General features: G+C 64.1%; 21 protein-coding genes. 13 read left to right on the forward strand and 8 right to left on the reverse strand.

Annotated elements, in window-relative coordinates:
• Nucleotides 1-15: 15 nt before the first annotated feature.
• Entirely contained in the window at nucleotides 16-888 is an 873-nt protein-coding gene (gene purU, locus EPN80_RS12440; protein ID WP_293027486.1) for a formyltetrahydrofolate deformylase, read from the forward strand.
• A 28-nt stretch (nucleotides 889-916) separates the two neighbouring features.
• On the opposite strand, the gene EPN80_RS12445 is transcribed toward purU, so the two are convergent.
• Genes EPN80_RS12445 through EPN80_RS12465 form a run of 5 tightly spaced genes read right to left on the reverse strand, consistent with a single transcriptional unit; the run spans nucleotide 917 to nucleotide 5,938 of the window.
• The gene (locus EPN80_RS12445; RefSeq protein WP_293027488.1) at nucleotides 917-2,050 is read right to left on the reverse strand and encodes a 2-aminoethylphosphonate--pyruvate transaminase; all 1,134 of its coding nucleotides are present in this window, start codon (nucleotides 2,048-2,050) and stop codon (nucleotides 917-919) included.
• Between the two features lie 47 nt (nucleotides 2,051-2,097).
• Nucleotides 2,098-2,895, reverse strand: coding sequence for an ABC transporter permease subunit (locus EPN80_RS12450; RefSeq protein WP_293027490.1), 798 nt, complete (start codon nucleotides 2,893-2,895; stop codon nucleotides 2,098-2,100).
• Entirely contained in the window at nucleotides 2,879-3,757 is an 879-nt protein-coding gene (locus EPN80_RS12455) for a 2-aminoethylphosphonate ABC transporter permease subunit (protein ID WP_293027493.1), read from the reverse strand. The genes EPN80_RS12450 and EPN80_RS12455 overlap by 17 nt, the downstream gene beginning before the upstream one ends.
• Entirely contained in the window at nucleotides 3,750-4,892 is a 1,143-nt protein-coding gene (locus tag EPN80_RS12460) for an ABC transporter ATP-binding protein (protein ID WP_293027496.1), read from the reverse strand. Before EPN80_RS12460 ends, EPN80_RS12455 begins: the two co-directional genes overlap by 8 nt.
• Nucleotides 4,893-4,906: 14 nt before the next feature.
• Nucleotides 4,907-5,938: a 2-aminoethylphosphonate ABC transporter substrate-binding protein gene (locus EPN80_RS12465; RefSeq protein WP_293027498.1), complete on the reverse strand. Its 1,032-nt coding sequence runs from the start codon at nucleotides 5,936-5,938 to the stop codon at nucleotides 4,907-4,909.
• Between the two features lie 422 nt (nucleotides 5,939-6,360).
• On the opposite strand from EPN80_RS12465, the gene EPN80_RS12470 reads away from it, so the two are divergent.
• The 5 genes from EPN80_RS12470 to EPN80_RS12490 all read left to right on the forward strand — a co-directional run bounded on the left by EPN80_RS12470 (nucleotide 6,361) and on the right by EPN80_RS12490 (nucleotide 12,334).
• Nucleotides 6,361-7,074 (forward strand): phosphonate utilization associated transcriptional regulator, encoded by a 714-nt coding sequence (locus EPN80_RS12470; protein ID WP_293027501.1) that lies wholly within the window; start codon nucleotides 6,361-6,363, stop codon nucleotides 7,072-7,074.
• A gap of 55 nt (nucleotides 7,075-7,129) precedes the next feature.
• The gene (phnA, locus tag EPN80_RS12475; RefSeq protein WP_293027580.1) at nucleotides 7,130-8,368 is read left to right on the forward strand and encodes a phosphonoacetate hydrolase; all 1,239 of its coding nucleotides are present in this window, start codon (nucleotides 7,130-7,132) and stop codon (nucleotides 8,366-8,368) included.
• 56 nt (nucleotides 8,369-8,424) lie between these two features.
• On the forward strand, nucleotides 8,425-9,879 hold the full coding sequence (phnY, locus tag EPN80_RS12480) for a phosphonoacetaldehyde dehydrogenase (RefSeq protein ID WP_293027503.1): 1,455 nt from the start codon (nucleotides 8,425-8,427) through the stop codon (nucleotides 9,877-9,879).
• A gap of 186 nt (nucleotides 9,880-10,065) precedes the next feature.
• Complete coding sequence (locus tag EPN80_RS12485) at nucleotides 10,066-11,823, forward strand: Na/Pi cotransporter family protein (protein WP_293027505.1); 1,758 nt, start codon at nucleotides 10,066-10,068, stop codon at nucleotides 11,821-11,823.
• The gene (locus tag EPN80_RS12490) at nucleotides 11,783-12,334 is read left to right on the forward strand and encodes a phosphonate degradation HD-domain oxygenase (protein ID WP_293027508.1); all 552 of its coding nucleotides are present in this window, start codon (nucleotides 11,783-11,785) and stop codon (nucleotides 12,332-12,334) included. Before EPN80_RS12485 ends, EPN80_RS12490 begins: the two co-directional genes overlap by 41 nt.
• 34 nt (nucleotides 12,335-12,368) lie before the next feature.
• Here the strand turns inward: EPN80_RS12490 and EPN80_RS12495 are convergent, their stop codons facing one another.
• Nucleotides 12,369-13,370, reverse strand: coding sequence for a hypothetical protein (locus EPN80_RS12495; protein WP_293027510.1), 1,002 nt, complete (start codon nucleotides 13,368-13,370; stop codon nucleotides 12,369-12,371).
• 22 nt (nucleotides 13,371-13,392) lie between these two features.
• Nucleotides 13,393-16,257, reverse strand: a complete 2,865-nt coding sequence (gene uvrA, locus EPN80_RS12500; protein ID WP_293027513.1) for an excinuclease ABC subunit UvrA — start codon at nucleotides 16,255-16,257, stop codon at nucleotides 13,393-13,395.
• A gap of 244 nt (nucleotides 16,258-16,501) precedes the next feature.
• Here uvrA and EPN80_RS12505 point away from each other — a divergent pair, with 244 nt between their 5' ends.
• Together EPN80_RS12505 and ssb are read left to right on the forward strand one after the other, a co-directional pair.
• A complete protein-coding gene (locus EPN80_RS12505) occupies nucleotides 16,502-17,665 on the forward strand; it encodes an MFS transporter (RefSeq protein WP_293027516.1) in 1,164 nt (387 codons plus the stop codon).
• A 32-nt stretch (nucleotides 17,666-17,697) separates the two neighbouring features.
• Nucleotides 17,698-18,186 (forward strand): single-stranded DNA-binding protein, encoded by a 489-nt coding sequence (ssb, locus tag EPN80_RS12510; RefSeq protein WP_047215079.1) that lies wholly within the window; start codon nucleotides 17,698-17,700, stop codon nucleotides 18,184-18,186.
• A gap of 91 nt (nucleotides 18,187-18,277) precedes the next feature.
• On the opposite strand, the gene EPN80_RS12515 is transcribed toward ssb, so the two are convergent.
• Nucleotides 18,278-19,294: a LacI family DNA-binding transcriptional regulator gene (locus EPN80_RS12515; RefSeq protein WP_047215078.1), complete on the reverse strand. Its 1,017-nt coding sequence runs from the start codon at nucleotides 19,292-19,294 to the stop codon at nucleotides 18,278-18,280.
• 224 nt (nucleotides 19,295-19,518) lie between these two features.
• Between EPN80_RS12515 and EPN80_RS12520 the strand changes: the two genes are divergently transcribed.
• From EPN80_RS12520 to hisD, 5 genes are all read left to right on the forward strand, one after another.
• A complete protein-coding gene (locus EPN80_RS12520; RefSeq protein WP_293027522.1) occupies nucleotides 19,519-20,259 on the forward strand; it encodes an ABC transporter permease in 741 nt (246 codons plus the stop codon).
• Complete coding sequence (locus EPN80_RS12525) at nucleotides 20,256-21,143, forward strand: ABC transporter permease (protein ID WP_293027525.1); 888 nt, start codon at nucleotides 20,256-20,258, stop codon at nucleotides 21,141-21,143. The genes EPN80_RS12520 and EPN80_RS12525 overlap by 4 nt, the downstream gene beginning before the upstream one ends.
• A gap of 27 nt (nucleotides 21,144-21,170) precedes the next feature.
• Entirely contained in the window at nucleotides 21,171-21,968 is a 798-nt protein-coding gene (locus tag EPN80_RS12530; RefSeq protein ID WP_293027527.1) for an ABC transporter ATP-binding protein, read from the forward strand.
• A 69-nt stretch (nucleotides 21,969-22,037) separates the two neighbouring features.
• Complete coding sequence (locus EPN80_RS12535; protein ID WP_293027530.1) at nucleotides 22,038-23,096, forward strand: ABC transporter substrate-binding protein; 1,059 nt, start codon at nucleotides 22,038-22,040, stop codon at nucleotides 23,094-23,096.
• A 134-nt stretch (nucleotides 23,097-23,230) separates the two neighbouring features.
• Nucleotides 23,231-24,544 (forward strand): histidinol dehydrogenase, encoded by a 1,314-nt coding sequence (hisD, locus tag EPN80_RS12540; RefSeq protein WP_293027533.1) that lies wholly within the window; start codon nucleotides 23,231-23,233, stop codon nucleotides 24,542-24,544.
• Nucleotides 24,545-24,576: the final 32 nt, after the last annotated feature.

The raw sequence follows: 24,576 nt of genomic DNA on the forward strand, positions 1-24,576 counted from the left end.
AACCAAGGAGCAGTGATGACCCCCGTCGAAAACAGCTACATCCTCAAACTTGCCTGCCCCGATCGGCCCGGCATCGTGCATGCCGTGTCCGGCTTCCTGGCCGCCCGGGGCGGCAACATCCTCGACTCCGCGCAATACAACGATCGCTTCACTGGCGGCTTTTTCATGCGCACCCACTTCCAGCAATTGACGGGTAACGGCGACCTGGCCGCGCTGCGGGACGACTTCGACGCCCTGGCCGGGGAGTTCGAGATGGCCTGGGAGCTGGTCGACGCCGGCGCCAAGCCCCGGGTCATGCTGATGGTGTCGAAGTTTGGCCACTGCCTGAACGATTTGCTGTTCCGCTACAAGACCGGGCAACTGCGCATCGAGATACCGGCGATCGTCTCCAACCACAGGGACTTCTATCAGCTCGCAGCCAGTTACGACATTCCCTTTCACTACATGCCGCTGACAAACGCGACGCCGCAAGCCAAGGCCGTTCAGGAGGCCAAGGTGTGGGAGCTGGTGCGGGAAAACGACGTCGATCTGGTCGTGCTGGCGCGCTATATGCAGGTGCTCTCGCCGGACCTGTGCCAGAAGCTCTCGGGCCGCGCGATCAATATCCATCACTCGTTCCTGCCGAGCTTCAAGGGCGCCAAGCCGTATGCGCAGGCATTCGAGCGCGGGGTCAAGCTGATCGGCGCGACCGCGCATTACGTCACCACCGATCTCGACGAAGGCCCGATTATCGAGCAGGAAGTCGAGCGGGTCGATCACACCATGGATCCCGATCAGCTCACCGCGATCGGGCGCGACGTCGAATGCGTGGCGCTCGCCCGCGCGGTGCGCTGGCATGTCGAGCACCGCATCCTGCTGAACGGGCACAAGACGGTGGTCTTCAGATAATCCGACCGGTCGGCCGCGGCGGGGTGCGCTAGCCGACGTTTTCCTGCGGCGCGATGTGCCGTACGCCCATGGTCTGGAGCGTGCGGGCGATGGCATCGACCGCGTTGTGTATTTCATGCTCGTCGATTGCGCCGATGCAGCCGACCCGGAACGTCTCCACGGTGGTCAATTTGCCGGGGTACAGGATATAACCCTTGTCCCGCACCGCTTCATAGAATGTCCTGAAGTCGTAATGCGAATCGGCCGGCGCATGAAACGTGACGATCACCGGCGCCTGCACTTCGGGTTTCAGGAATGGCTTGAAGCCGAGCGCCGCCATGCCGGCGATCAGTGTCTCGCAGTTACGCCGGTAGCGCGCGCCACGTGCCGCCTGGCCGCCCTGGGCAAGATACTGATCGAGGGCCGCGCGCAACGCGGCAACGACGTGAGTGGGCGGCGTGAAGCGCCACTGCGTGGTCTTTTGCATGTAGACATACTGATCATGCAAGTCCATCGCGAGCGAGTGGCTGTTGCCCTGCGAGGCCTCCAGCAGGCTCTTGCGCGCGATCACGAAACCCATGCCCGGCACGCCCTCCAGGCACTTGCCGCTGGCGGCGATCAATGCGTCGAACGGGGTATCGCGCACGTCGATCTCGAGTGCGCCGAACGAGCTCATCGCGTCGACCACGAGGCCCTTGCCATGGCGCTGGCACACTGCGGCGATCTCCCGTAGCGGATTGAGCAGCCCCGCGCTGGTCTCGAGGTGAACCTGGGCGACATGGGTGATCGACGGGTCGCGCTCGAGGGCCGCTTCAATGGCCGCTGGCGTGGCCACCTGGTCTTCCGGAATCTTCAGTTCGACATGTGCGCGTCCGAGGTATTTGCAAATCTTCAGGATGCGCTGGCAGTAGGCGCCGTTTTGCGGCACCAGCACCTTGCCGTCGCGCGGCACGAGCGTGCCGATGGCGGCCTCGACCGAGAAGGTGCCGCTGCCTTGCAGCGGCACGCACGCGTAGGTGTCGCCGCCGTGCACGATATCCACCAGATCGCGGCACAGGCTGCCGGTAATGCGGTTGAAGCCGGCGTCCCACGAGCCCCAGTCGCGCAGCATCGCCTGCCGGGTCGCGGATGAGGTCGTCAGTGGCCCCGGGGTAAGGAGAATAGGGTCGTCGCCGATGATCATGGTGGTCTCCTGCGTGGCAGCGTTAAACGATTGGACAGGGCTTTGCGCTAGCGCACCGATGCCTTGGTCGGGATCCGCGACAGCCCGATCAGCACGATCAGGGTGCACAACGCGAGAATCACTGTCAGCGCCGCCGCGTCGAAAATCGCGCCGCGGTCCGATAGCGCGAAAATGCCGACCGGCAGCGTGACCCAGCCCGGCGGGTACACCATGACAGTGGCGCCCAGTTCGCCCATCGACAGGGCGAAGCTCAGGCTGAATGCGGCGATCAGATAGGGCGTCATGAGCGGCAATGTGACGCGTCGCAGCCGGTAGAAGGGACGCGCGCCGAGACTTTCCGCGACCTGCTCGAAGTCGGCCGGCAGCCTTGCCAGGCCGGCCGAGAGGTTGCCGTAGGTGAATGCCGAGATCAACACGAAATGCGCGATCAGCACGATCAGCGTGGTGCCGTTGAGCAGCACCGGCGGGCGGCTGAAGGAGACCAGCAAGCCCAGGCCGACCGATACCGAGGGGACTGCGCTCGGAATGAAAAACACCGCGTCGAGCAATCGTTTGGGCATGGGCGCGACCCGGCGCAGCGCCAGCGCCGCCCAGGTGCCGCAAACCAGGGCGACCGCGCTGGCCGCGACGCCCGTCAGGATGCTCACGCGTAGCTGGCTGAAGGAGTCACCGTGCAATGCGTTGACGTAATGGTGCAGGTTCAGGTGCGTCGGCAAAATGCCGTTCCATTGGCCGCTGATGCTGGCCAGCCCGATCATGCTGGCCGGCATGCCATAGACCACGCAGAACAGCAGCGCGACGAGCGCCCAGGCAAGCCAGCGCCCCGTTTTAGACCAAACCAGCACGGCGACCTCCGAAGTGGGCGACGACAAGCCGGTAGAGCGCGTACAGACCGAGCGAGAGCGTCAGGTTGACCACTGCAATGACGCAGGCAGCGGTGTAGTCGAATTCCTGGATCGCCTTTTCGTAAATCAGCAGCGGCAGGGTGATCACATCCTTGGCGCCGATGAACAGGACGATGCCGAATTCATTGACCGTCAACAGCAGGCACAGGCTGCCGCCGGCGAGCAGGGCGGGCAGCGCGGCGGGCAGGATGATCTGCCGCACGATGCGCCAAAAGCGCGCCCCCAGACTGCTGGCGACCTCGATCTGCGCCGGATCGATCTGTGAAAAGGCGGCGAGCAGCGGGCGCATGACGAACGGGGTGTAGACCGTTACTTCCGACAGGATCACGCCCCACTGCGAGTAGAGGAAGTCGATCGGCGGCAGCCGCAGATGCAGCAAATGCATCAGCGACTCATTGAGGATGCCGGCCGAGCCGTAGATGAAGGTAAAGGACAGCGCGACCAGGAACGTGGGCAGCGCGATCGACGTATCGATCAGGCGCGACATCAACTTCGCCCCGGGAAACGGGATGAAAGCGATGACCAGCGAGAACACGAAACCCAGGATCAAGCAGCCGGCCGTGGCGCTCACGGCGATCGTGATGGTGTGAAACAGCGCGTTGCGAAACATCGGCGAGCCCAGCACGGCGGCGAAATGACTCAACGTCACCGTTGCTTGCCCGCCTGTCAGCGCCTGGCGCGCGATCAGGAAAAGCGGATAGAAAAACAGCGCGCCGAGCACCAGCAGCGGCGGCACCACCCAGAAGCGCCCGGTCGATCGCTCGACGGCGCGGTGCGGCACGGGGATCGCGAGTTCAGCCATGGGCGCTGCCTTCGGGCACCAGTGTTACGTCGGCCGGGTTGAAATGGAGCTTGAGCACCGAGCCCGCCGCCGGCGCCTCGCCGTGTGGCGGGCACGCCATGCGCAGCATATGGCCCTCGATCTCGAACACCATGTTGCGCACGTCGCCCTGCCATTGCACGCTGACGACGGTGCCGGTCAGCGCGTTGTCGGCGTCCGCGCCGGCCTGCAGACGCAAATTGTGAGGCCGCACGCACAGCAGGCAGTCGCTGCCCTCCGGCAGGCCGTGGTGATTGCGCGCGAGCAGCGGCTTGCCGCAGAAATGCACGCGCGCGGCATCGCCGTCGATCGCGGCGAGCGATTGCACCGGCAATAGATTGGCCGATCCGAGGAACTCCGCGGCGAACCGGTTGGGCGGGTGACGGTACAGCGACTGTGCATCACCGAATGCGACCAGCTTGCCGTCGCGCATGATGCCGATGTGATTGGCCAGCGTGAGCGCTTCACTCTGATCATGCGTGACGTAGAGCACCGTCAGATTCGGCAGGCTGCGATGCAGCTTGGCCAACTCATCGAGCATCGCGCGCCGGATCTGCGCGTCGAGCGCCGACAGCGGCTCGTCGAGCAGCAGCACTTGCGGGCGGATCGCCAGCGCGCGGGCAATGGCCACGCGCTGCTGCTGCCCGCCCGAGAGCTCGCGGGGATAACGTTTTGCATAGGCGGCCATGCCGACCATGCGCAGGCATTCCGGCACCATCTCGCGAACGGTATCGGCCGAGGCGCCGCGCGCGTGCAGGCCGAACGCGACGTTTTCCTCCACGCGCATATGCGGAAACAGCGCATAGTTCTGCACCACCATGCCGATGTTGCGGGCATGTGGTGCGAGATGCGTGACATCGCGATCGCCGATCGTGATGCGCCCGGCGCTCGGTCGCACGAAGCCGGCAACCGCCCGCAGCGCGGTCGTCTTGCCAGAGCCGGAGGGGCCGATGAGCGCAACGATTTCACCGGGCTTGATGGCCAGCGAGAGCGAATCGAGAACGATCTGGCCGCCATAGGCGACCGAGACGTTCTCGAAACCGATACCGCAACGCTCCACGCTGCCCGAGAGGCCGCTGGTCAGTGATGCCACCGACTGCGCCTGATCCACAGTCATGGTGCCGGTCATCGTTATTGGCCCGAGATCGCTTGATTGTAGGCGGCGACGTCCTGCTTCAGGTCGGCCAGCACGGTCGTCCAGTCCGGGTTCCAGATTTCAACCCCGTTGAGCGCCGCCTGCAGCTGTTTGAAATGCGCGTCGGTCGGATGCACGTCGGAGCGCACCGGGAAGCCGTAGGCCAGCGAGCTGGCTTGTTGCTGGGCCTTGGCCGAGAGCAGGAAGTCGATCAGCTTCTTGCCATTGGCCGAGTGCGGCGCGCCGGCGGTCAGGCCGATGTAGTACGGCAGCGAGAACGCGGTGGGCTGGCCGTTCGGGCCGGCCAGGAAGAAAATCTTGATATTCGGATTGTCGGCCTTTTGCGCTGCGTTCATCTGCAGGTCGCCGTTGGCAACATACAGCTCGCCCTTGTTGACCAGGCCGGTGAGCTTGCCGGTCGAGGCCGACGGGCCAACGTTGTTGGCCTGCAATTTCTTCATGTAGGCCAGCCCGGCCTGCTTGCTGCCATAGGCGTGAAACACCTGCAGCAGCATGGCGGTGCCGTCACCGGCTTGCCCCGGCGTGGAATACTGGATCTTGCCCTTGAATTGCGGTGCCAGCAGATCGTTGTAGGTCTTGGGTGCCTGTTTGAGGACCGCGGCGTTGTAGATGTAGTTCGGATAATTGCCCATCATCACCACGAAGCGATCCTTGGGGTCGCGGTCCGCGGCCGGAATCTTGTCCCACTCGGTCGGCTTGAACGGCTGCAGCAAGCCCTCGGCGGCGGCTTTCTGCATGAACGGCGGCAGGGTGACCAAAACGTCGGCCTGCGGGTTGGACTTCTCCATGGCGAGGCGGTCGACCACGCCGCCGGAGCCTGCCTCGATGTATTGCACCTTGATGCCGGTGGCCTTGGTGAAGGCATCGAACTCGGTCTGGAACCAGTTGGGCGAGCCGTCATGCAAGCCGTCGGCGCTGTAGATGGTGACCACATTGGATTGCGCCAGCGCCGGGATGGCTACCACGGCCAGTGCGCTTGCGACTGCGATGATCAGCTTTGCTTTCATGTTCGATCCTCCGGGGGATGAGTGATGACTGAATGCCAAAAAACTGGCGTGATGCGCAATCCGCTGTCGATGCCGGGCCTGCTGTGTCGGACACTCGTGTCAAGGATCGGGGCGAATCGGCCGACCCGGCTCCATGCGGCCTCCCGCGCGACTCGACAGCAATCTGCGCGGTTTCATCGTATTTGCAAAATATGTCATTTTTGTGAATTTTTAATCAAATTGGAAGAAAATGCAAAAAATATCAAAATACATTGATTTTCAATATTCTAGAAACATTTCAGCGTTACGATGTCAGTGATTTCCCTGATCAAATGTGTCAAATTTATGTTTTTTGGAAACTGTAAATTGTATGTTGTTGACAATCTAAGCGCGCTCGTGGTGCAATGTCAAGCATCCAATGCCCGGCTCCGACACGCTGCCATATGACGACTGTTTCTCCCTCCTCCAACGCCATCGAGCTGCTGCAAAGTCAATCGCTCACCACGCTGGTGCAGCACGAACTGGAGCGGCAGATCATGGCCGGTGAATTGATGCCCGGCGCCAAGCTCAACGAAATCGAGGTGGCCGGACGGCTTGGCGTGTCGCGCGGGCCGGTTCGCGAAGCGTTTCGCGCGCTCGAAGAGGCCGGTTTGCTGCGTACCGAGAAGAACCGCGGCGTATTCGTGCGGGTTGTGTCGCTGCAGGAGGCCGAAGAGATTTACGAATTGCGCGCGGTGCTCGACGAATATGTCGGGCGCACGCTGGCCGAGCGCATCACCATCGACCAGCTCAACGGCTTGCGCGAAATTGTCGAGGCGATGCACGCGGCCAACCGCAGCGGCGATGCCGAGGCGTACTACCGGCTCAATCTGTCATTTCACGAGGCGATGGTCGCGGCGGTGGGCAATCGCAAACTGCTCGAGACATATCGTGGCCTGGTCAAGGAACTGAACCTGTTCCGGCACGAGGCGCTGACCGCCAGCGCCGAGGCCGCCCCGGCTTCGGAGCGCGAGCACCGGGAAATCGTCAGCGCGATCGCTTCGCGCGATTCCGAGCGCGCGGCCCAGGTGGTGCGCGAGCACGTCGAGCGGGGGCGTGCGCGCATGCGCCAGGCGCGGGGCCAGCGAACCGGCGAGCCCGGCGCCGGGCGTGAATGATCGCAGCAGCGCTGCCGGCCTGCTTTTTTAGGAGATTGTCGTGAACGCGTCCCGAATGATTGAAGTCAACGGCCGCAGCTACCGCCTGCCTCGGCAGCCGACCGTGATTGTCTGCGTCGACGGCTGCCAATATGAATATCTGGAGGCTGCGGCGGCCGCCGGCGTGGCACCCTATATCGCACGCTTGCTCAGCGATGGCGCGGCCTTCAAGGGCGATTGCGTGGTGCCCAGCTTCACCAATCCCAATAACCTGTCGATTGTCTGCGGCGCGCCGCCGGCGGTGCACGGCATTTGCGGCAACTACTTTTTCGACCGCGGCGCCGAAGGCGGGCAGGGCAAGGAAGTCATGATGAACGATCCGCAATACCTGCGCGCGGGCACGGTGCTGGCCGCCGCGGCGGCCGCCGGCGCGAGCGTGGCGGTGGTGACCGCCAAGGACAAGCTGCGCGCGCTCCTGGGGCACGGCATGCGCGGCATCTGCTTCTCGGCGGAAAAGGCCGATCAGGCGAATCTTGCCGCCAACGGCATCGATGACGTGCCGGCGCTGGTGGGCATGGCCGTGCCGGACGTCTACAGCGCCGAGTTGTCGGAATTCGTGTTTGCCGCAGGTGTGCGATTGCTGCAGACGCGCAAAATCGACCTGATGTATCTGTCGACCACCGACTACGTCCAGCACAAGTGCGCGCCCGGCACCGAGGGCGCCAACGCGTTCTATGCGATGATGGACAAATACCTGGGCCGCATGGACGAACTCGGCGCGGTGATCGGCCTGACTGCCGACCACGGCATGAACGCCAAGCACGATGCAGCGACCGGCGAGCCCAACGTCATCTATTTGCAGGACCTGCTCGACGATTGGCTCGGCATGGGCGTGGACGCGGGCGGCGCGCGGGTGATCCTGCCGATTACCGACCCCTACGTAGTGCACCACGGCGCGCTCGGCTCCTACGCCACGGTTTACCTGCCGGCCGGGCTGGATGCGGCCGAGATCCGGGCGCGATTGAGCGCTCTGCCGGGCATCGAGCTGGTGCTCGACAATACCGAGGCGTGCGCCCGTTTCGAGCTGCCGCCCGATCGCGTCGGCGATCTGGTGATCGTGAGCCAGCAGCCCGTGGTGCTGGGCACCAGCGCGGCGCGCCACGACCTGTCGGGGCTGAACGTGCCGCTGCGCTCGCACGGCGGCATCTCGGAGCAGACCGTGCCGCTGCTGTTCAACCGTCCCACTGCCGGCATTCCGGGCAAGGCCCGCTTGCGTAACTTCGACATCCTGGATGTGGCGCTCAACCATATCTGAGCCGAATCCGTTCAGGATGCCGCGAGATTTTCAATTGACCCTGCCTGGAGACAGCGATGAGCGCGCCGCATAAAATCCACCCGCAATTTCGCGCCGAAGCGCTGCGCATCGGCGGCGAAAAAGTCGTCCGAGAGCGGGTGATCGACGTATTCAATCCCTACACCAACGAGCTCGTCGGCACGGTGCCCAAGGCAACGCTCGAGGACGTGCGCCGCGCATATGGCATTGCCAGGCAATATCGCTCCAAGCTCACGCGCTTCGAACGGGCCAACATCCTGAACCGGGCCGCCGCGCTACTGCGCGAGCGCACTGCGGAGGCGGCGAATCTGATCACGCTGGAGTCGGGGCTGTGCAAGAAGGATGCGGTCTATGAAATCGGCCGGGTTGCGGACGTTCTGAATTTCGCCGCCGCCGAGGCGTTGCGCGACGATGGCCAGGCGTTTTCCTGCGATCTCACGCCGCACGGCAAGAAGCGTCGCGTGATCACGCAGCGCGATCCGCTGCTTGGCGCGATCTGCGCGATCACGCCGTTCAACCATCCGATGAACCAGGTCGCGCACAAGGTCGCGCCGTCGATCGCGACCAACAACCGGATGGTGCTCAAGCCCTCCGAAAAGGTACCGCTGTCGGCCTTCTACCTGGCCGACACGCTTTATGAGGCGGGCCTGCCGCCGGAGATGCTGCAGGTCGTCACGGGCGATCCGCGCGAGATTGCCGACGAATTGCTGACCAACGAGAACGTCGATCTGATCACCTTCACCGGCGGCGTGCAGATCGGCAAATACATTGCCGCCAAGGCGGGTTATCGCCGGATCGTGCTGGAGCTCGGCGGCAACGATCCGCTGATCGTGATGGAAGACGCCGATCTCGACAAGGCGTCGGATCTCGCCGTGCAGGGTTCGTACAAGAACTCGGGGCAGCGCTGCACGGCCGTCAAGCGCATGCTGGTGCAGCGTGACGTGGCGGCGCGCTTCACAGAATTGGTGGTGGAAAAGACCCGGGCCTGGAAATACGGCGATCCGAACGATGGCGGCGTCGACATGGGCACGGTCATCGACGAAGAGGCCGCCCGCCTGTTCGAGAGCCGGGTCAACGAGGCCGTCGCGCAAGGCGCGCGCCTTTTGACGGGCAACCGGCGCGATGGCGCGCTGTATTCGCCGACCGTGCTCGACCGGGTCGACCCGGCCATGACGGTGGTGCGCGAGGAGACCTTCGGCCCGGTCTCGCCGATCATCACCTTCGGCGATATCGACGAGGCGATCGGCATCTCCAACGGCACGGCGTTCGGCCTGTCGTCCGGCGTATGCACCAACCGGCTCGACTACATTACGCGCTTTGCCAGCGAGTTGCAGGTGGGCACCGTCAATGTGTGGGAAGTGCCGGGCTACCGTATCGAATTGACCCCGTTCGGCGGCATCAAGGACTCCGGTCTCGGTTACAAGGAAGGCGTGCAGGAGGCGATGAAAAGCTTCACTAATCAAAAGACCTTCACGCTGCCGTGGGGGCTTTGATGCGCCGCAACCTGCCGGGGCCGGCGTTGTCGTGAGCGCGTTGCGGCCGGGCCGGCATGGGTGTACGGTGTCAACAGAGCCGTCGCCCGTGCCTTGCGCATCGGCGCAATGCGCATGTGCTGGGTATCGTGGCGACATGGGCGCCCCCTTCGGCGCGCCCGTTACGGGAACACGGGATCGCATGGCATGTTGACGTTGCTCAATCTCCTGTCGGGTGTGGCGTTACTGATCTGGGGCACCCATATCGTGCGCAGCGGCGTGCTGCGCGTGTATGGCGCCGACTTGCGGCGCGTGTTGAGCAGAAGCATTGCCAACCGATATCTCGCCTTCGTGGCGGGCCTGGGTGTCACCGGCCTGGTCCAAAGCAGCAACGCCACCGCGCTGATCGTCGCGTCGTTCGGCGCGCAGGGCCTGATCGCGCTGGCGCCGGCCCTGGCGATCATGCTGGGCGCCGACGTCGGCACCGCGCTGATGGCGCGCATCCTGATTTTCGATTTTTCCTGGCTCTCGCCGTTGCTTATTTGCTGCGGCGTGGTGCTGTTTCTGTCGCGCAAGCAGTCGCGCGCCGGCCAACTGGGGCGGGTCGCGATCGGTCTCGGGCTGATCCTGCTGGCGCTGCAGCTGATCGTCGCGGCGGCGCATCCGATGACGCAAGCCGCCGGCGTCAAGGTACTGTTCGCCTCGCTCACCGGCGATGCCGTGCTCGACACGCTGGTCGGCGCGGTATTTGCGATGGTGTCGTACTCGAGCCTGGCGGCGGTGCTGTTGACTGCCACGCTGGCGGCGTCCGGTGTCATCTCGCTGAAGGTCGCCCTGTGTCTGGTGATCGGCGCCAATCTGGGTAGCGGCATGCTGGCCATGCTGAGTTCGTCGGCGCAAAATGCGGCCGGACGGCGGGTGGTGTTCGGCAGCCTGATATTCAAGCTGATCGGCGCGGCGGCCATGCTGCCCTTTATCGATCTGGCCGGCAGTTGGGTCGGCGCGGTGTCGCTTGATCCGCAACAGACGGTGGTGAATTTCCACGTGCTGTACAACCTTGCGCGCTGCAGCATATTCCTGCTTTTCACCACCCCGATGGCGCGCCTGTGCATGCGCGTGCTGCCCGACAGGCCCGAGCAGGACGGCACGATGCGGCCGCGCCACCTCGACGAGGCAGCGCTGGCCACGCCCACGCTGGCACTGGCCAACGCGGCGCGCGAAACGCTGCGCATGGGCGACACGATCGAGGCAATGCTCAATGGCCTGCTGGGCGTGATCATCGACAGCGATGTCGAGCGCGCGCGGCAGACGCGGCGCATGGACGACGACGTCGACCAGCTCTACACGGCCGTGAAGATGTATCTGGCGCGCATCTCGCGCGAAGAGCTCGACGAAGCGGACAGCCGCCGCTGGACCGACATCATTTCCCTCGTCATCAATCTGGAACATGCCGGCGACATCATCGAGCGGGCGGTCGCCGACGTCGAGGAGAAAAAGATTGCTCACCGGCTGTCATTTTCGGAGGCCGGCTTGCAGGAAATCTGCGACATGCATCGGCGCCTGGTCGATAATCTGCAGCTCGGGCTGTCGGTGTTTCTCAGCGGTGATCTGAAAAGCGCGCAGCGCCTGATCCAGGCAAAGGAGCGCTTTCGCGATCTGGAGCGGGAGTATGCCAACACGCATCTGAATCGCCTGGCCGGCCAGACGGTGCAGAGCATCGAGACCAGTTCACTGCACCTGGACATCATCAGCGATCTGAAGCGGCTCAATTCGCTGTTTTGTTCCACCGCTTACCCGGTGCTCGACGATGCCGGCGCATTGCGCAAGAGCCGGCTGCGCGGCAAGCGCAAGAATGAGCGCGGCGCCGCACGCGCCGCCGAGGCGCCGTTCGCCTCGCCACCGCAATCGACAGAGGAAAATACCGATGGCACTGAGCATCCCGGACATCCGCAAGTTATTCGATGAATTTGGCGCAATGGCCTACAGCGGCGAGCCGGTCACGCAACTCGAGCATGCGCTGCAAAGCGCGCAGCTGGCCGAGCAGGAGAGCGCCGGTGACGCACTGGTGGCGGCCAGCCTGCTGCATGATCTCGGGCATTTGCTCAATCGCCAGGGTGAAACGCCGACCGCGCGAGGCATCGACGATCTCCATCAATATTACGCACTGCCGTTCTTGCGGCCGATGTTCGACGACGCCGTGCTCGAGCCGATCCGGCTGCACGTCGACGCCAAGCGCTGCCTGTGTGCGATCGATGCCGAATACTTCGGGCGGCTGTCCGCCGACTCGGTGCGCAGCCTGGCGTTGCAGGGCGGTGTCTACAGCGCGCCGCAGGCCCAGGCGTTCATGGCGCAGCCGTTCGCCGCGGATGCCATGCGCCTGCGTCGCTGGGACGATCAGGCCAAGCGTGCCGGGCTGCCGACGCCCCCGCTGAGCCATTATCTGGCGGCGCTCGAGCGCGTGGCGCGCGCCGCGTGATGGCGCGCCGGGCGGCAGACGCCGCGGCCCGTGCTCAGACCAGGCCGCGCCTGGCCAGCTCGCTTTTCAGGTAGCCGTAATAGATCGGCGCGGCCACCAGGCCGGGCAACCCGAACGCGGCCTCCATGACGACCATGGCCAGCAGCAGCTCCCACGCGCGCGCGCGGATTTCGGTGCCGACGATGCGTGCGTTGAGGAAGTACTCCAGCTTGTGGATGACGACCAGGAATATCAACGCCGCCAGCGCGACATACAGCGAGACCGACAGCGCCAGCACGACGATCACGGTGTTGGAAATCAGGTTGCCGATCACCGGCAGCAGGCCGACGATAAAGGTCACGATAATCATCGTTTTGCGCAGCGGCAGCTGCACGCCGAACAGCGGCAACGCCCCGATCAGGAAGATTGCCGTGAAAATCGTGTTGAGTGTGGAGATCTTGACCTGCGCGAACACGATGCGGCGAAAGGCATCGGCAAACAGTTGAACGCGTTGTGCCAGGGCTGCGGCGAGCGGCCGCATGTCACCCAGCGGGCGGATGCTGGTGAGCGTGATCAGTGCGCCGAGCACCATGCCCACGACAATATGCACGAACGCGTTGACCGCTTCCTTGCCGAAGAATTGCACTTCCTGGGTGTGGTCGCGCAAATAGCCGAGCAGCGCGTTGCTGATATCCTGCGAGTCGTCCGGCAAGCGGTTGACGATCCATAGCGGCAATTGCGTGCGCGCCTGATCGACGATTTCCATGAATTTGCCCATCAGGCGCGTCATGTGGCCGGCGTCGCTGCGAAAAAAAGAAACGACGGCGAAAATCGCCAGGGTGAGCAGGCTGACGATCAGCATCGTCAGCAAGGCCACCGCGACGAGCCGCGCGCGCTCGTTGGAAATGCGCAGCTGCAGGCGTGGCGCGAGCATATGCACCAGGTGATACACCAGCAGGCCCGACAGCAAGGCCGAAAGCAGATGGATTCGCAGCACCAGCCACAGCAGCAGCGCTGCGATGACCCAACTGGCGATGTCGATGATGCGCTGGTTCAAAGCCTTGACTCCAAGATGCGCTCTAGCGGTCCCGCTCGAGCAACGGCGCCAGGTACTTGCCGGTGAAGCTGGCCTTGTTTCCGGCGACCTCTTCGGGCGTGCCGTAGGCGATGATCCGCCCGCCGCCGGCGCCGCCCTCCGGCCCCAGGTCGATCACCCAGTCGGCCGTTTTGATCACATCCAGATTATGCTCGATGATGACCACCGTGTTGCCCTGATCGCGCAGACGATGGATGACCGTGAGCAACAGCTCGATATCGTGAAAATGCAGCCCGGTGGTCGGTTCGTCCAGAATATACAGGGTTCGTCCGGTGTCGCGCTTGGATAGTTCGAGCGAGAGCTTGACGCGCTGCGCCTCGCCGCCCGAGAGCGTGGTGGCCGACTGGCCCAGCCGGATATAGCCCAGCCCGACGTCGAGCAGCGTCTTGAGCTTGCGCGCGACCACCGGCACCGGCCGGAAAAATTCATGCGCCTGCTCGACGGTCATGTCGAGCACCTCGTGAATATTCTTGCCCTTGTATTGAATCTCGAGCGTCTCGCGGTTGTAGCGCTTGCCGTGGCAGACGTCGCACGAGACGTACACATCCGGCAGGAAGTGCATCTCTACCTTGAGCACGCCGTCGCCCTGGCACGCCTCGCAGCGCCCGCCCTTGACGTTGAACGAGAAGCGCCCCGGGTCGTAGCCGCGCTCCTTGGCCGCCGGCACGCCCGCGAAAAGTTCGCGGATCGGCGTGAACAGGCCCGTGTAGGTGGCCGGGTTCGAGCGCGGCGTGCGCCCGATCGGGGACTGGTCGACCGCGATGACCTTGTCGAAATGCTCCAGCCCGTCGATCGCCTCGAACGGCGCCGGCTCGGCCGACGAGCCATATAGATGGCGAGCCACCGCGTGATAGAGCGTGTCGTTGACCAGGGTCGACTTGCCCGAGCCGGACACGCCCGTCACGCAGGTCAGCAGCCCGACCGGCAAATCGAGCGTGACCTGCTTCAGGTTATTGCCGCTGGCCTCCGAAATACGCAGCCGATGCTCGCCCGGCGCATGGCGCCGCGCCGGCAGCGCGATCTTGCGCTTGCCCGCCAGGTACTGGCCGGTGAGCGACACATCGTGGGCGGCGATCTGGCCCGGTGTGCCTTCGGCGATCACCTTGCCGCCGTGCTCGCCGGCGCCCAGACCCATGTCGACGACGTAATCGCTGGCGCGAATCATATCCTCGTCGTGCTCGACCACGATCACCGAGTTGCCGAGGTCGCGCAGGTGCTTGAGGGTGGCGATCAGGCGGTCGTTGTCGCGCTGATGCAGGCCGATCGACGGCTCGTCGAGCACGTACATCACGCCGGTCAGGCCCGAGCCGATTTGCGAGGCCAGGCGGATGCGCTGCGCCTCGCCGCCCGAGAGCGTGTCGGCGCTGCGCTCGAGCGACAGGTAATCGAGCCCGACGTTGTTCAGGAAGGTGAGCCGCGCGACGATCTCCTTGATGATCTTCTCGGCGATGTCGCGCTTGGCGCCGGTGAGCGTCAGTGTATGGAAATATCCCAGCGTCTCGCGCAGCGGCCACACGTTGATTTCATAAATGGCGCGCGCCTTCGGCCCGTCGCCGATCTTGACGAAACGCGCCTCGCGCCGCAGCCGCGTGCCGTCGCAGTCCGGGCAGGGGCGGTTGTTCTGGTACTTGGCGAGCTCCTCGCGCACGGCCAGCGAATCGGTCTCGCGGTAGCGCCGCTCCAGGCTCGGAATGATGCCCTCGAACGCGTGTTCGCGCACGGTGGTGCGGCCGCGTTCGTTGACGTAGGTAAACGGGATCGTTTCCTTGCCCGAGCCGTACAGAACGATTTTCTGTACCGCCTCGCTGAGCTCCTCGAATGGTGTGTCGACGTCGAAGTCGTAGAACGCCGCGAGGTTTTGCAGCATCTGGAAATAGAACTGATTGCGCCGGTCCCAGCCCTTGACCGCGCCCGAGGCCAGTGACAGGCCGGGAAAGGCCACCACCCGCTTCGGATCGAAAAACGTCATCTGGCCCAGGCCGTCGCAGCTCGGACAGGCGCCCATCGGGTTATTGAAGGAGAACAGCCGCGGCTCCAGCTCCTGCAGCGAGTAAGAGCATATCGGGCAGGCGAATTTCGAGCTGAACACGTGCTCCGTGTCGTTATCCATCTCGACCGCGATGGCGCGGCCATCGGCCAGGCGCAAGGCGGCTTCGAACGATTCGGCCAGGCGTTGCTTCAGATCGTCACGGACCTTGACGCGGTCGATCACGACATCGATCGAATGCTTGTCGTTCTTCTTCAGCTTGGGCAGGTTGTCGATCTCGTAGATCTTCGCCTCTCCCTCGTGAGCCGCGCCGCCGCCCGAACGGATCCGGAATCGCACGAACCCCTGCGCCTGCATCGCATCGAACAGGTCGGCGTGTTCGCCCTTGCGGTTGGCCACCACCGGCGCGAGGATCATCAGCTTGGTGTCGGCCGGCAGCGCAAGCGCCGCATCGACCATCTGCGAGACGCTCTGCGACTCGAGCGGCTGGCCGTGGTCGGGGCAATACGGCGTGCCTACGCGGGCGTACAGCAGGCGCAGGTAATCGTGAATCTCGGTGACCGTGCCGACGGTCGAGCGCGGGTTGTGGGAGGTTGCCTTTTGCTCGATCGAGATCGCCGGCGACAGGCCTTCGATCAGATCGACGTCGGGTTTTTCCATCAGTTGCAGGAACTGCCTGGCATACGCCGACAGGCTCTCGACGTAGCGGCGCTGGCCCTCGGCATAGAGCGTGTCGAACGCCAGCGAGGACTTGCCGGAGCCCGACAGGCCGGTGATGACGATCAATTGATGACGGGGTAAATCGAGATTGACGTTCTTCAGGTTGTGGGTGCGAGCCCCACGAATACGTATGGTTTCCATCGGCGCTTCCGGAGGATCGTCGCTCGCTCCCCGCAGCGCGCCTTCGGCGGCGATCAGTCGGACGGGGGGTAAAAACCGGGCGAACAAACCTGCTAATATACCTAAGTTTGAAGTTCAGGGTCAGCTCTGCCGGAGCTGACCAGCCAGGATGCCCGCCAGGGCGTTCTCCTGTACAACGCAGTTCCTCATATTCATGGCTATCGAAACCGCTTCTCATGCGAGCCCCGCTGCCGGCGGCGATCGCATGACACCCTCCGAACGGCGCGCCAGTGCCTCCCTGGCCGCGATATTCGCCTTGCGCATGCTGGGCCTGTTCCTGATCATGCCGGTCTTCACGGTTTATGCGAAGACCGTGCCGGGCGGCAACAACACCGTCCTGATCGGCCTGGCCATCGGCATCTACGGCTTTACCCAGGCGCTCCTCTATATTCCCTACGGCTGGCTCTCCGACCGCCTGGGCCGCAAGCCGGTCATCGTGTTCGGGCTGGTGATATTCGCGCTTGGCAGCTTCGTCGCGGCGCTCTCGCACGACATCCTGTGGATCATCGTCGGCCGCGCCATCCAGGGCGCCGGGGCGATTTCCTCGGCGGTCATCGCGCTGGTGGCCGATCTGACCTCCGAGGCCCACCGCACCAAGGCCATGGCAATGATCGGCGGCAGCATCGGCATGTCGTTCGCGCTGGCCATCGTCGCCGCGCCCACCGTCTATCACTGGCTCGGCATGGGCGGGCTGTTCGGCGCCATCGGCATCCTCGCGATCGCGGCCATCTTCGTGGTGATCTGGGTCGTGCCGAATCCGCCGGCCGCGCCGAAAATCACCCATGCACCGTTTCGTGAGGTGCTGCGTAACCCTGAGCTGCTGCGCCTGAATTTCGGCGTGTTCGTGCTGCATGCGACGCAAACCGCACTGTTCGTGGTGATGCCCCGCATGCTCGAGGCCGCCGGCATTCCGGTCACTTCGCACTGGAAGATCTATCTGCCGGTGATGTTCGCGTCGTTCATCGTGATGATCCCGGCGGTGATCGCCGCCGAAAAGCGCGGCAAGATGAAAGCCGTGCTGCTGGGCTCGATCGGGCTCGTGCTGGTGGCCCAGTTCGCCATGGCCGAACTGCCGCCGACCCTGCTGGTGCTGACCGTGCTGCTGTTCATCTACTTTGCCGGCTTCAATGTGCTCGAAGCGTCGCAACCCTCGCTCGTCTCCAAGCTCGCGCCCGGCGCGCGCAAGGGCGCCGCGACCGGCATCTACAACACCACGCAGGCGCTGGGCCTGGCCAGCGGCGGCGTGCTGGGCGGCTGGCTGCTCAAGCACCACGGCCAGCATTCGATCTTTTTCGTTTGCGCCGGCATGGCCCTGCTCTGGCTTATAATCGCCGGCTCAATGAAAGCGCCGGCGCCGCGTAAAGCCTGAATCGGCCCCCGCATTAAATCTGGAGAACGTCCATGGCATCAGTCAACAAAGTCATTCTGGTCGGCAACCTCGGGGCTGACCCGGAAACCCGCTACATGCCAAGCGGCGACGCCGTCACCAACATTCGCCTGGCCACCACCGATCGCTACAAGGACAAAAGCAGCGGTGAAATGAAGGAAGCGACCGAATGGCACCGCGTGGCGTTCTTCGGGCGCCTGGCGGAAATCGCCGGCGAATACCTGAAGAAGGGCTCGCCGGTCTACATCGAAGGCCGCATCCGCACCCGCCAGTGGGAAAAGGACGGCCAGAAGCAATACACCACCGAAATCGTCGCCGAGCAGATGCAAATGCTGGGCGGCCGCGGTGAAGGTGGTGGCGGCGGCGGTGGTGGTGGAGGCTACTCGCGCGAATCGTCGGGCGGCGGCGCGCCGGCCCGTTCGGCCCCGTCGCGCTCGGCACCGGCCGCATCCAAGCCGGCCGGCGGCGGATTCGACGACATGGACGACGATATTCCGTTCTAACCACCCGAATCGTCCGGTGCAGCGAGGGCCGGAGAAATGCATACCCCACTCGGGCAGCGCATTTCTCCGGCCCTTGTTTTTTGGAGGCGCGTCAGCGCGCCGCTTTGCGCGGCGGGCCGCTGGTGCCGCGCGCGACGAGTTCGATCGGCAGGCACTCGTTGGGCGGCATCTGGCCGCTGGCGAGCCACTGCAGCAGCAGCCCGGCGGCGTGCTGGCCCAGTTCGTGGGTCGGCAGGTGGATGGTGGTCAGGCTCGGCGTGAGCTGCGACGAGATCGGCAGGTTATCGCAACCGACGATCGACAATTCCCCCGGCACGTCGATGCCCAGCGCCTGGGCTTCGAACAGGCACCCCATGGCCAGCACGTCGTTGCCGCAGAAGATACCGGTCGGGCGCGGACGCAGCTCGAGCAGCGCCCTGAGCCCGGCCCGACCGCCCTCGAAGCCGAACGGCTGTTGAATCACGTGGCTCTCGGGCAGTTGCCGGCCGCGCTGCTCGAGCGCTTCGCGAAAACCTTCGACGCGGCTGCGGGCACGATCGTTGTGCAGGCAATGTCCGGATATCACGCCCAAATGACGATGTCCCAGCGCGAGCAGATGCTGCGCCGCCAGCCGGCCGATCTGATGATTGTCGAAGCCGATCGACGGCTGCAGATCGGTCTTCGACCAGGTGACCAGCAGCGGCACGCGGCTGCCGCGAATCAAATCCCACGTCTGTGGCGAATGATCGGTGCCCACCAGCAGCAGCGCGTCGATCGAGCGCTCGAGCAGCGCCCGCACGAGGGCCTGCTCGGTGTCCGGATTGTATTCGTGCGCGGCGATCAGCAATTGATAGCCCGAGTTCGACAGGGTGGTCTGCAGTCCTTGCACGGCGCGCGCGAAAATCGCGTTGTCGAGGGTCGGCACGATCGCGCCGATAGTGTGGGCGCGGCCCGAGGCAAGCGCGCGCGCCGAGCCGTCGAGCACGTAACCGAGCGCGGCGATCGCTTCGCGGATGCGTATCTGTGTGTCGGGCTTGACCAGCGCAGGATTGGACAGCGCGCGCGAGACGGTCGCGGTGGAGACGCCAGCCCGGGACGCAACGTCGCGGATACGGGGACGTGAAATCATGCGTTGGCTCTGAAGGTGATCGGCAGTGGCAATGTAACTGCTTTCATTATGAGGGATGCGCAAAATACCGTTTATAGCGTAAACGCTAACTTGAAGATCGCCGGCAAATGAAATATCTTGAATGAAAGCGGTTACATTAACGCATCAATAGCAACGGCAGTCGAGTTGCAAGGAGACAGGCAGTGCGAGGATTCGGCAATACGCAGCGCGCTTGGGTCAGCCTTATGACATTGATTGGCGCGCTGCTTCTCTGGTTTGTCGCCACCGGCCCGGCCGGCTGGGTAACCTCCATCACTTTCCCGACCCCGGCCCAGACCTGGGACTCGTTCGTGCAGATCTGCACCACCGGCTACGCGGGCGGGCGGCTCGACCAGCATATCGAGCAAAGCGTCAAGCTGGTGTTGCTGGGATTCTTCAGCGCCACGATCATCGGCGCGCCGCTCGGCTTGTGGATGGGCTGCTCGCGCCGTGCCGAGGCGTACTTCAATCCGGTTTTCACATTGATTCGACCGATTCCTCCGCTGGCCTGGATCCCGCTGGCGATCGTCTGGCTCGGGCTGGGCGCCGCGGCCAAGGTGATGGTGATCTGGATGGCCGCCTTCGTGCCGGTCGTCATCAACAGTTATGCCGGGGTACGAAGCATCGAGCCCCAACTGATCGAAGCCGCCGAGATGCTCGGCGTGCGCGGTAGCCGGTTTGCCTGGGAAGTGATGATTCCCGGCGCGCTACCGATGATTTTTACCGGCCTGCGCCTGTCGTTGCAGGCTGCCTGGACCACGCTGGTGGCCGGCGAATTGATCGGCGCGGTGCGCGGGCTCGGTCATGTGCTCACGCAGGGCTCGCTCGACATCTATCCGTCGATGATTCTGGTGGCGATGCTGGCCGTCGCGCTGTGCGGGTGGGTGATGACCTGGGCGCTGGGCTGGCTGGAGCGGCGTGCCATGCCGTGGAGGGCCAAGTCATGAGGAGCGCCGATCTGAGCAACGAAAAGAACCCGGCAGCGTCGAGTGCTGCCAGCTCGGCCGGTCCCGCCCGCGAGCGGCGCGCGAGCGCGGCGCGCCAGGCGCAGCGCCGCTCCAATTATGGCTATTGGGGGCTGTCGCTGGCCGGGTTGATCACCTTCTTCGGCGTCTGGTGGATTGCTGCGGCCACCGGCCTGGCGCCGCCACAATTCCTGCCCACGCCGCTGGCGGTGGCGGAAAAATTCATCCAGCTGCTGCACGAGCCGTTCGCCGGCTACACGCTGCAGCAGCATCTGTGGTCGAGCCTGTTGCGGTATTTGATGGGCTTTGGCCTGGCTGCGGTGATCGGCTTGCCGCTGGGTTTGCTGATGGGGTGGTTCCGCTGGCTCGACTACATCGTCGCGCCGCTGTTCGAGGTGGTTCGCTTCATCGCGCCGATTGCCTGGGTGCCGTTCGCGGCGCTGTGGTTCGGCACGGGCATCGGCGGGCCGATTCTGATCATTTTCACCGGCGCGTTTCCGCCGTGCGTGGTCAATGCCTATCGCGGCGCCAAATACGTCGACAACACCCTGCTCGAGGCCGCGCGCATGCTCGGCGTGCCGACGCGGATGATCCTGTTCGAGGTGCTGCTGCCGGCGGCCACGCCGTCGATCATCGCGGGTTTGAGAGTGTCCGCCGGACTGGGCTGGATGTCGCTGGTCGGGGCCGAATTGATCGTCGCCTCGAGCGGCATCGGCTACATGCTGGTCAAGGGGCAGAGCAGTATCAACACCGCCATTGTGATGAGCGGCATGATCGCCATCGGCCTGGTGGGCGGGGCGATCGACCTGGTGCTGCGCAAGATCGAGACGCTGGCGATGCGCAATCGCCAGCGCGCTCACCGCTAAACGCATACGGACCGAGGATACGAGAACATGAGCAGCATCGTCTTTGAAAATGTATCGCGGGTTTTTCAGCGCAACGGCGAAGACCTGCTGACGCTCGACGGCATTTCGCTGGACATCCACGATAAGGAATTCGTTGCGGTGGTCGGCCCCTCGGGCTGCGGCAAAACGACCTGCCTGCGCATGGCCGCCGGACTCGAGTTCCCCTCGTCGGGCGCGGTATCGGTGGCCGGCAAGGAGGTCAAGCGCCCAGGCCCCGAGCGCGCCGTGGTGTTCCAGCAGTTCGCGCTGTTCCCGTGGAAAACGGTGTGGCAGAACATCGATTTTGGATTGCGCAGCAAAGGACTGGCGCAGGGCGAGCGGCGCGACATCATCGAGAAATATCTGCGCCTGATGAATCTGACCGGCTGCGAGACGGCCTACCCGCATCAGCTTTCGGGCGGCATGCAGCAACGCGTGGCGATCGCGCGCGCCTACGCGCTGAACCCCGGCGTGCTGCTGATGGACGAGCCGTTCGGCGCGCTCGACGCGCAGACCCGCGTGGTGATGCAGGAAGAACTGGTGCGCCTGGCGCGGCTGAGCCCGCGCACTGTCATGTTCATCACCCATGCGGTGGAAGAATCGGTGTACCTGGCCGACCGTGTGGTCGTCATGACCAGCCGGCCGGGGCGGGTCAAGGAAATCATCGACATCAAATCGGTGCGCGAAGCGCACCATTGGGACCAATACAACAGGATCGAGGACGTGATGGATCTCGAGTCGTTCGTGCATTTGCGAACGCACATCTGGAAGTCGTTGCGCGAGGAGCATGCCGGACGGGAGCATTGAGCGGCACGAGCGCTTCTCGCCCGGTATCAATCGGTTGTTTGCAATAACACACAATACGAGGATGACACAATGAAACGTATTTTCCGCAGTCTTGTCAGGGGGGCAGCACTTTGGGCGGCCATCGGCACGATCGGCGCGTCGGCATTCGCGGCAGAGCTCACGCCGATCAAGGTGAGTTATCAGCCGGCGCTCTATTGGGCGCTGCCGTTTTATGTCGCCACTGAAAAAGGCTGGTGGGCCGAGCTTGGCCTGAAACCTGAATTTTCCATCTTCCCGGCGGGCGTGCCGCAAATGGCTGCCTCCGCTTCCAAGTCGTGGGATGTCGGCGGCACCGGCTCCGTGCCCGCGGTGCTCGGCTCGCAACGCTTTGGCATCGAGACCATCGGTCTGACCAACGATGAGTCGCAGGCCAACTTGCTGATCGTCAGCAAATCCCACTATGCGCAGGTCAAGGCCGATCCGAAGCTGCTCAAGGGGCAGACCATCGTTCTCACATCGAACTCGACCGGCGACTACGCCGTGCAGGCGTGCCTGAAGAAGTTCGGCCTGTCCAAGGACGACGTCACCCTGAAGAACATGGGGCAGGCCGAGATCATCTCGGCGATGTCCTCCGGCAACGCGGATTACGCCGGCGTATGGGCGCCCAACGACTACACGCTCGAAGAGAAGGCGGGCGCCAAGGTGCTGTGCACCGGGAAAGACGGCGGCGCGGTGGTCCCCGGTGCGCTGATCGTGCGCGGCGACTATGCCAAGGCACATCCGGAGAACGTCGCGAAATTCCTGGCCGTGTATTTGCGCGCCTGGGCATGGATGAACGCACACAAGCCGCAGGCGCTGGAGATGATGAAGAAGTTTTACGCGCAGGGCGGCGTATCGATCTCGCAAGCGTCGATGGAGCAGGAATTCGATACGCGGCCGACCTTCGATCTGAAGCAGCAGCTGCAGGCGATGGATCGCGCCAAGGGGCCATCCGAAATGGACCGCTGGTTCACCGATATCGCCAAGTTCATGCACGCCTCCGGCGCGCTGAGCAGCGTACCGGCCGCGCACAGCTATATCACCGACACCTATATGAAACGTGTCGAGGCCGACCCGAAACTGGCTGCGTTCGCCAACCAGACGAACTGATGCCGGCGCGCGAGCCAGCCGTTGCAGGGTCGTACGGTTAAGGCTGCCGCCGTGAGCTGACACAGAGGGCCGGTGCGCCGGCCTTCTTAAAAATTCATGATGTAACCGCTTTCATTCTGTGCAAGGAGATTGTCATGGCAGTGACCTATCTGAAAAAGGCGACGAAAACTCCGGAGACCGAGACGGCAACCGCCCAGAAGGTCGTGACCGAAATGCTGCACGAGATCGAGACGCGCGGCGAGGCGGCGGTGCGCGAATATGCCAGCAAGCTCGACAAATGGACGGGCGATCTGATCGTCTCGCCGGCCGAGATCGAGCGCCGCGCCAGGGAGGTGCCGGCGAGCGTGCGGGCCGACATCGATTTCGCCGCGAAGCAGGTGTTCGATTTCGCCGTTGCGCAGCGCGAATCGCTGCGGGAATTCTCGGTTGAACTGTACCCGGGCGTCACCGCCGGCCAGCGCGTGGTGCCGGTCAACGTGGTCGGCTGCTACGCGCCGGCCGGCCGCTATGCACACATTGCTTCGGCGTATATGAGCGTGGCCACCGCCAAGGCTGCCGGCGTCAAGACCATCATCGCTTGCTCCAGCCCGTTTCGCGGCGAGGGCATTCATCCCTACGTACTGTACGCGTTCAAGTCGGCCGGCGCCGACATCGTCATGACGCTGGGCGGCGTGCAGGCCATCGCGACCATGGCTTACGGCCTGGTTACCGGCAAGCCGGCCGACGTGGTGGTGGGGCCGGGCAACAAGTTCGTTGCCGAGGCCAAGCGCACATTGTTCGGCAAGGTGGGTATCGACGTCTTCGCCGGTCCGTCCGAAGTCGCGGTGATCGCCGACGAAACGGCCGATGCCGCGATCGTCGCGAGCGATCTGGTCGGGCAGGCCGAGCATGGTCACGAGTCGCCCGCGTGGCTTTTCACGACCTCGCGCGCCCTGGCCGAAGACGTCATGCGTCGCGTGCCCGAGTTGATCGCGGCGTTGCCGCCGATCGCGCGCGACGCGGCCGGCAGCGCCTGGCGCGACTATGGCGAAGTGGTGTTGTGCGATACGCGCGAGGAGGTCGCCGAGGTGTCGGACCGCTACGCGTCGGAGCATCTCGAAGTGCATGCGGCCGATCTCGACTGGTGGCTGGCCAACCTGACCTGCTATGGCTCGCTGTTCCTCGGCGAGGAAACCACGGTGGCATTCGGCGACAAAACCAGCGGCCCGAACCATGTTCTGCCAACCAAAGGCGCGGCGCGCTACTCGGGCGGCCTGTCGGTCCATAAATTCATGAAGACCCTGACCTGGCAGAAGATGTCCCGGCAGGCCGCCCACCAGATCGGCCAGGTGACCGCGCGCATTTCCCGTCTCGAAGGCATGGAGGCGCATGCACGCACCGCCGACGATCGTCTTGCCAAGTATTTTCCCGACGAACGCTTTGCGCTCGGCGACGCCGTGACACAGTAACCCGGCGATGCCACCGAACCACAGGCCGACGA

The sequence above is a fragment of the Pandoraea sp. genome, assembly GCF_004297875.1.
In the GTDB taxonomy this organism is placed as follows: domain Bacteria; phylum Pseudomonadota; class Gammaproteobacteria; order Burkholderiales; family Burkholderiaceae; genus Pandoraea.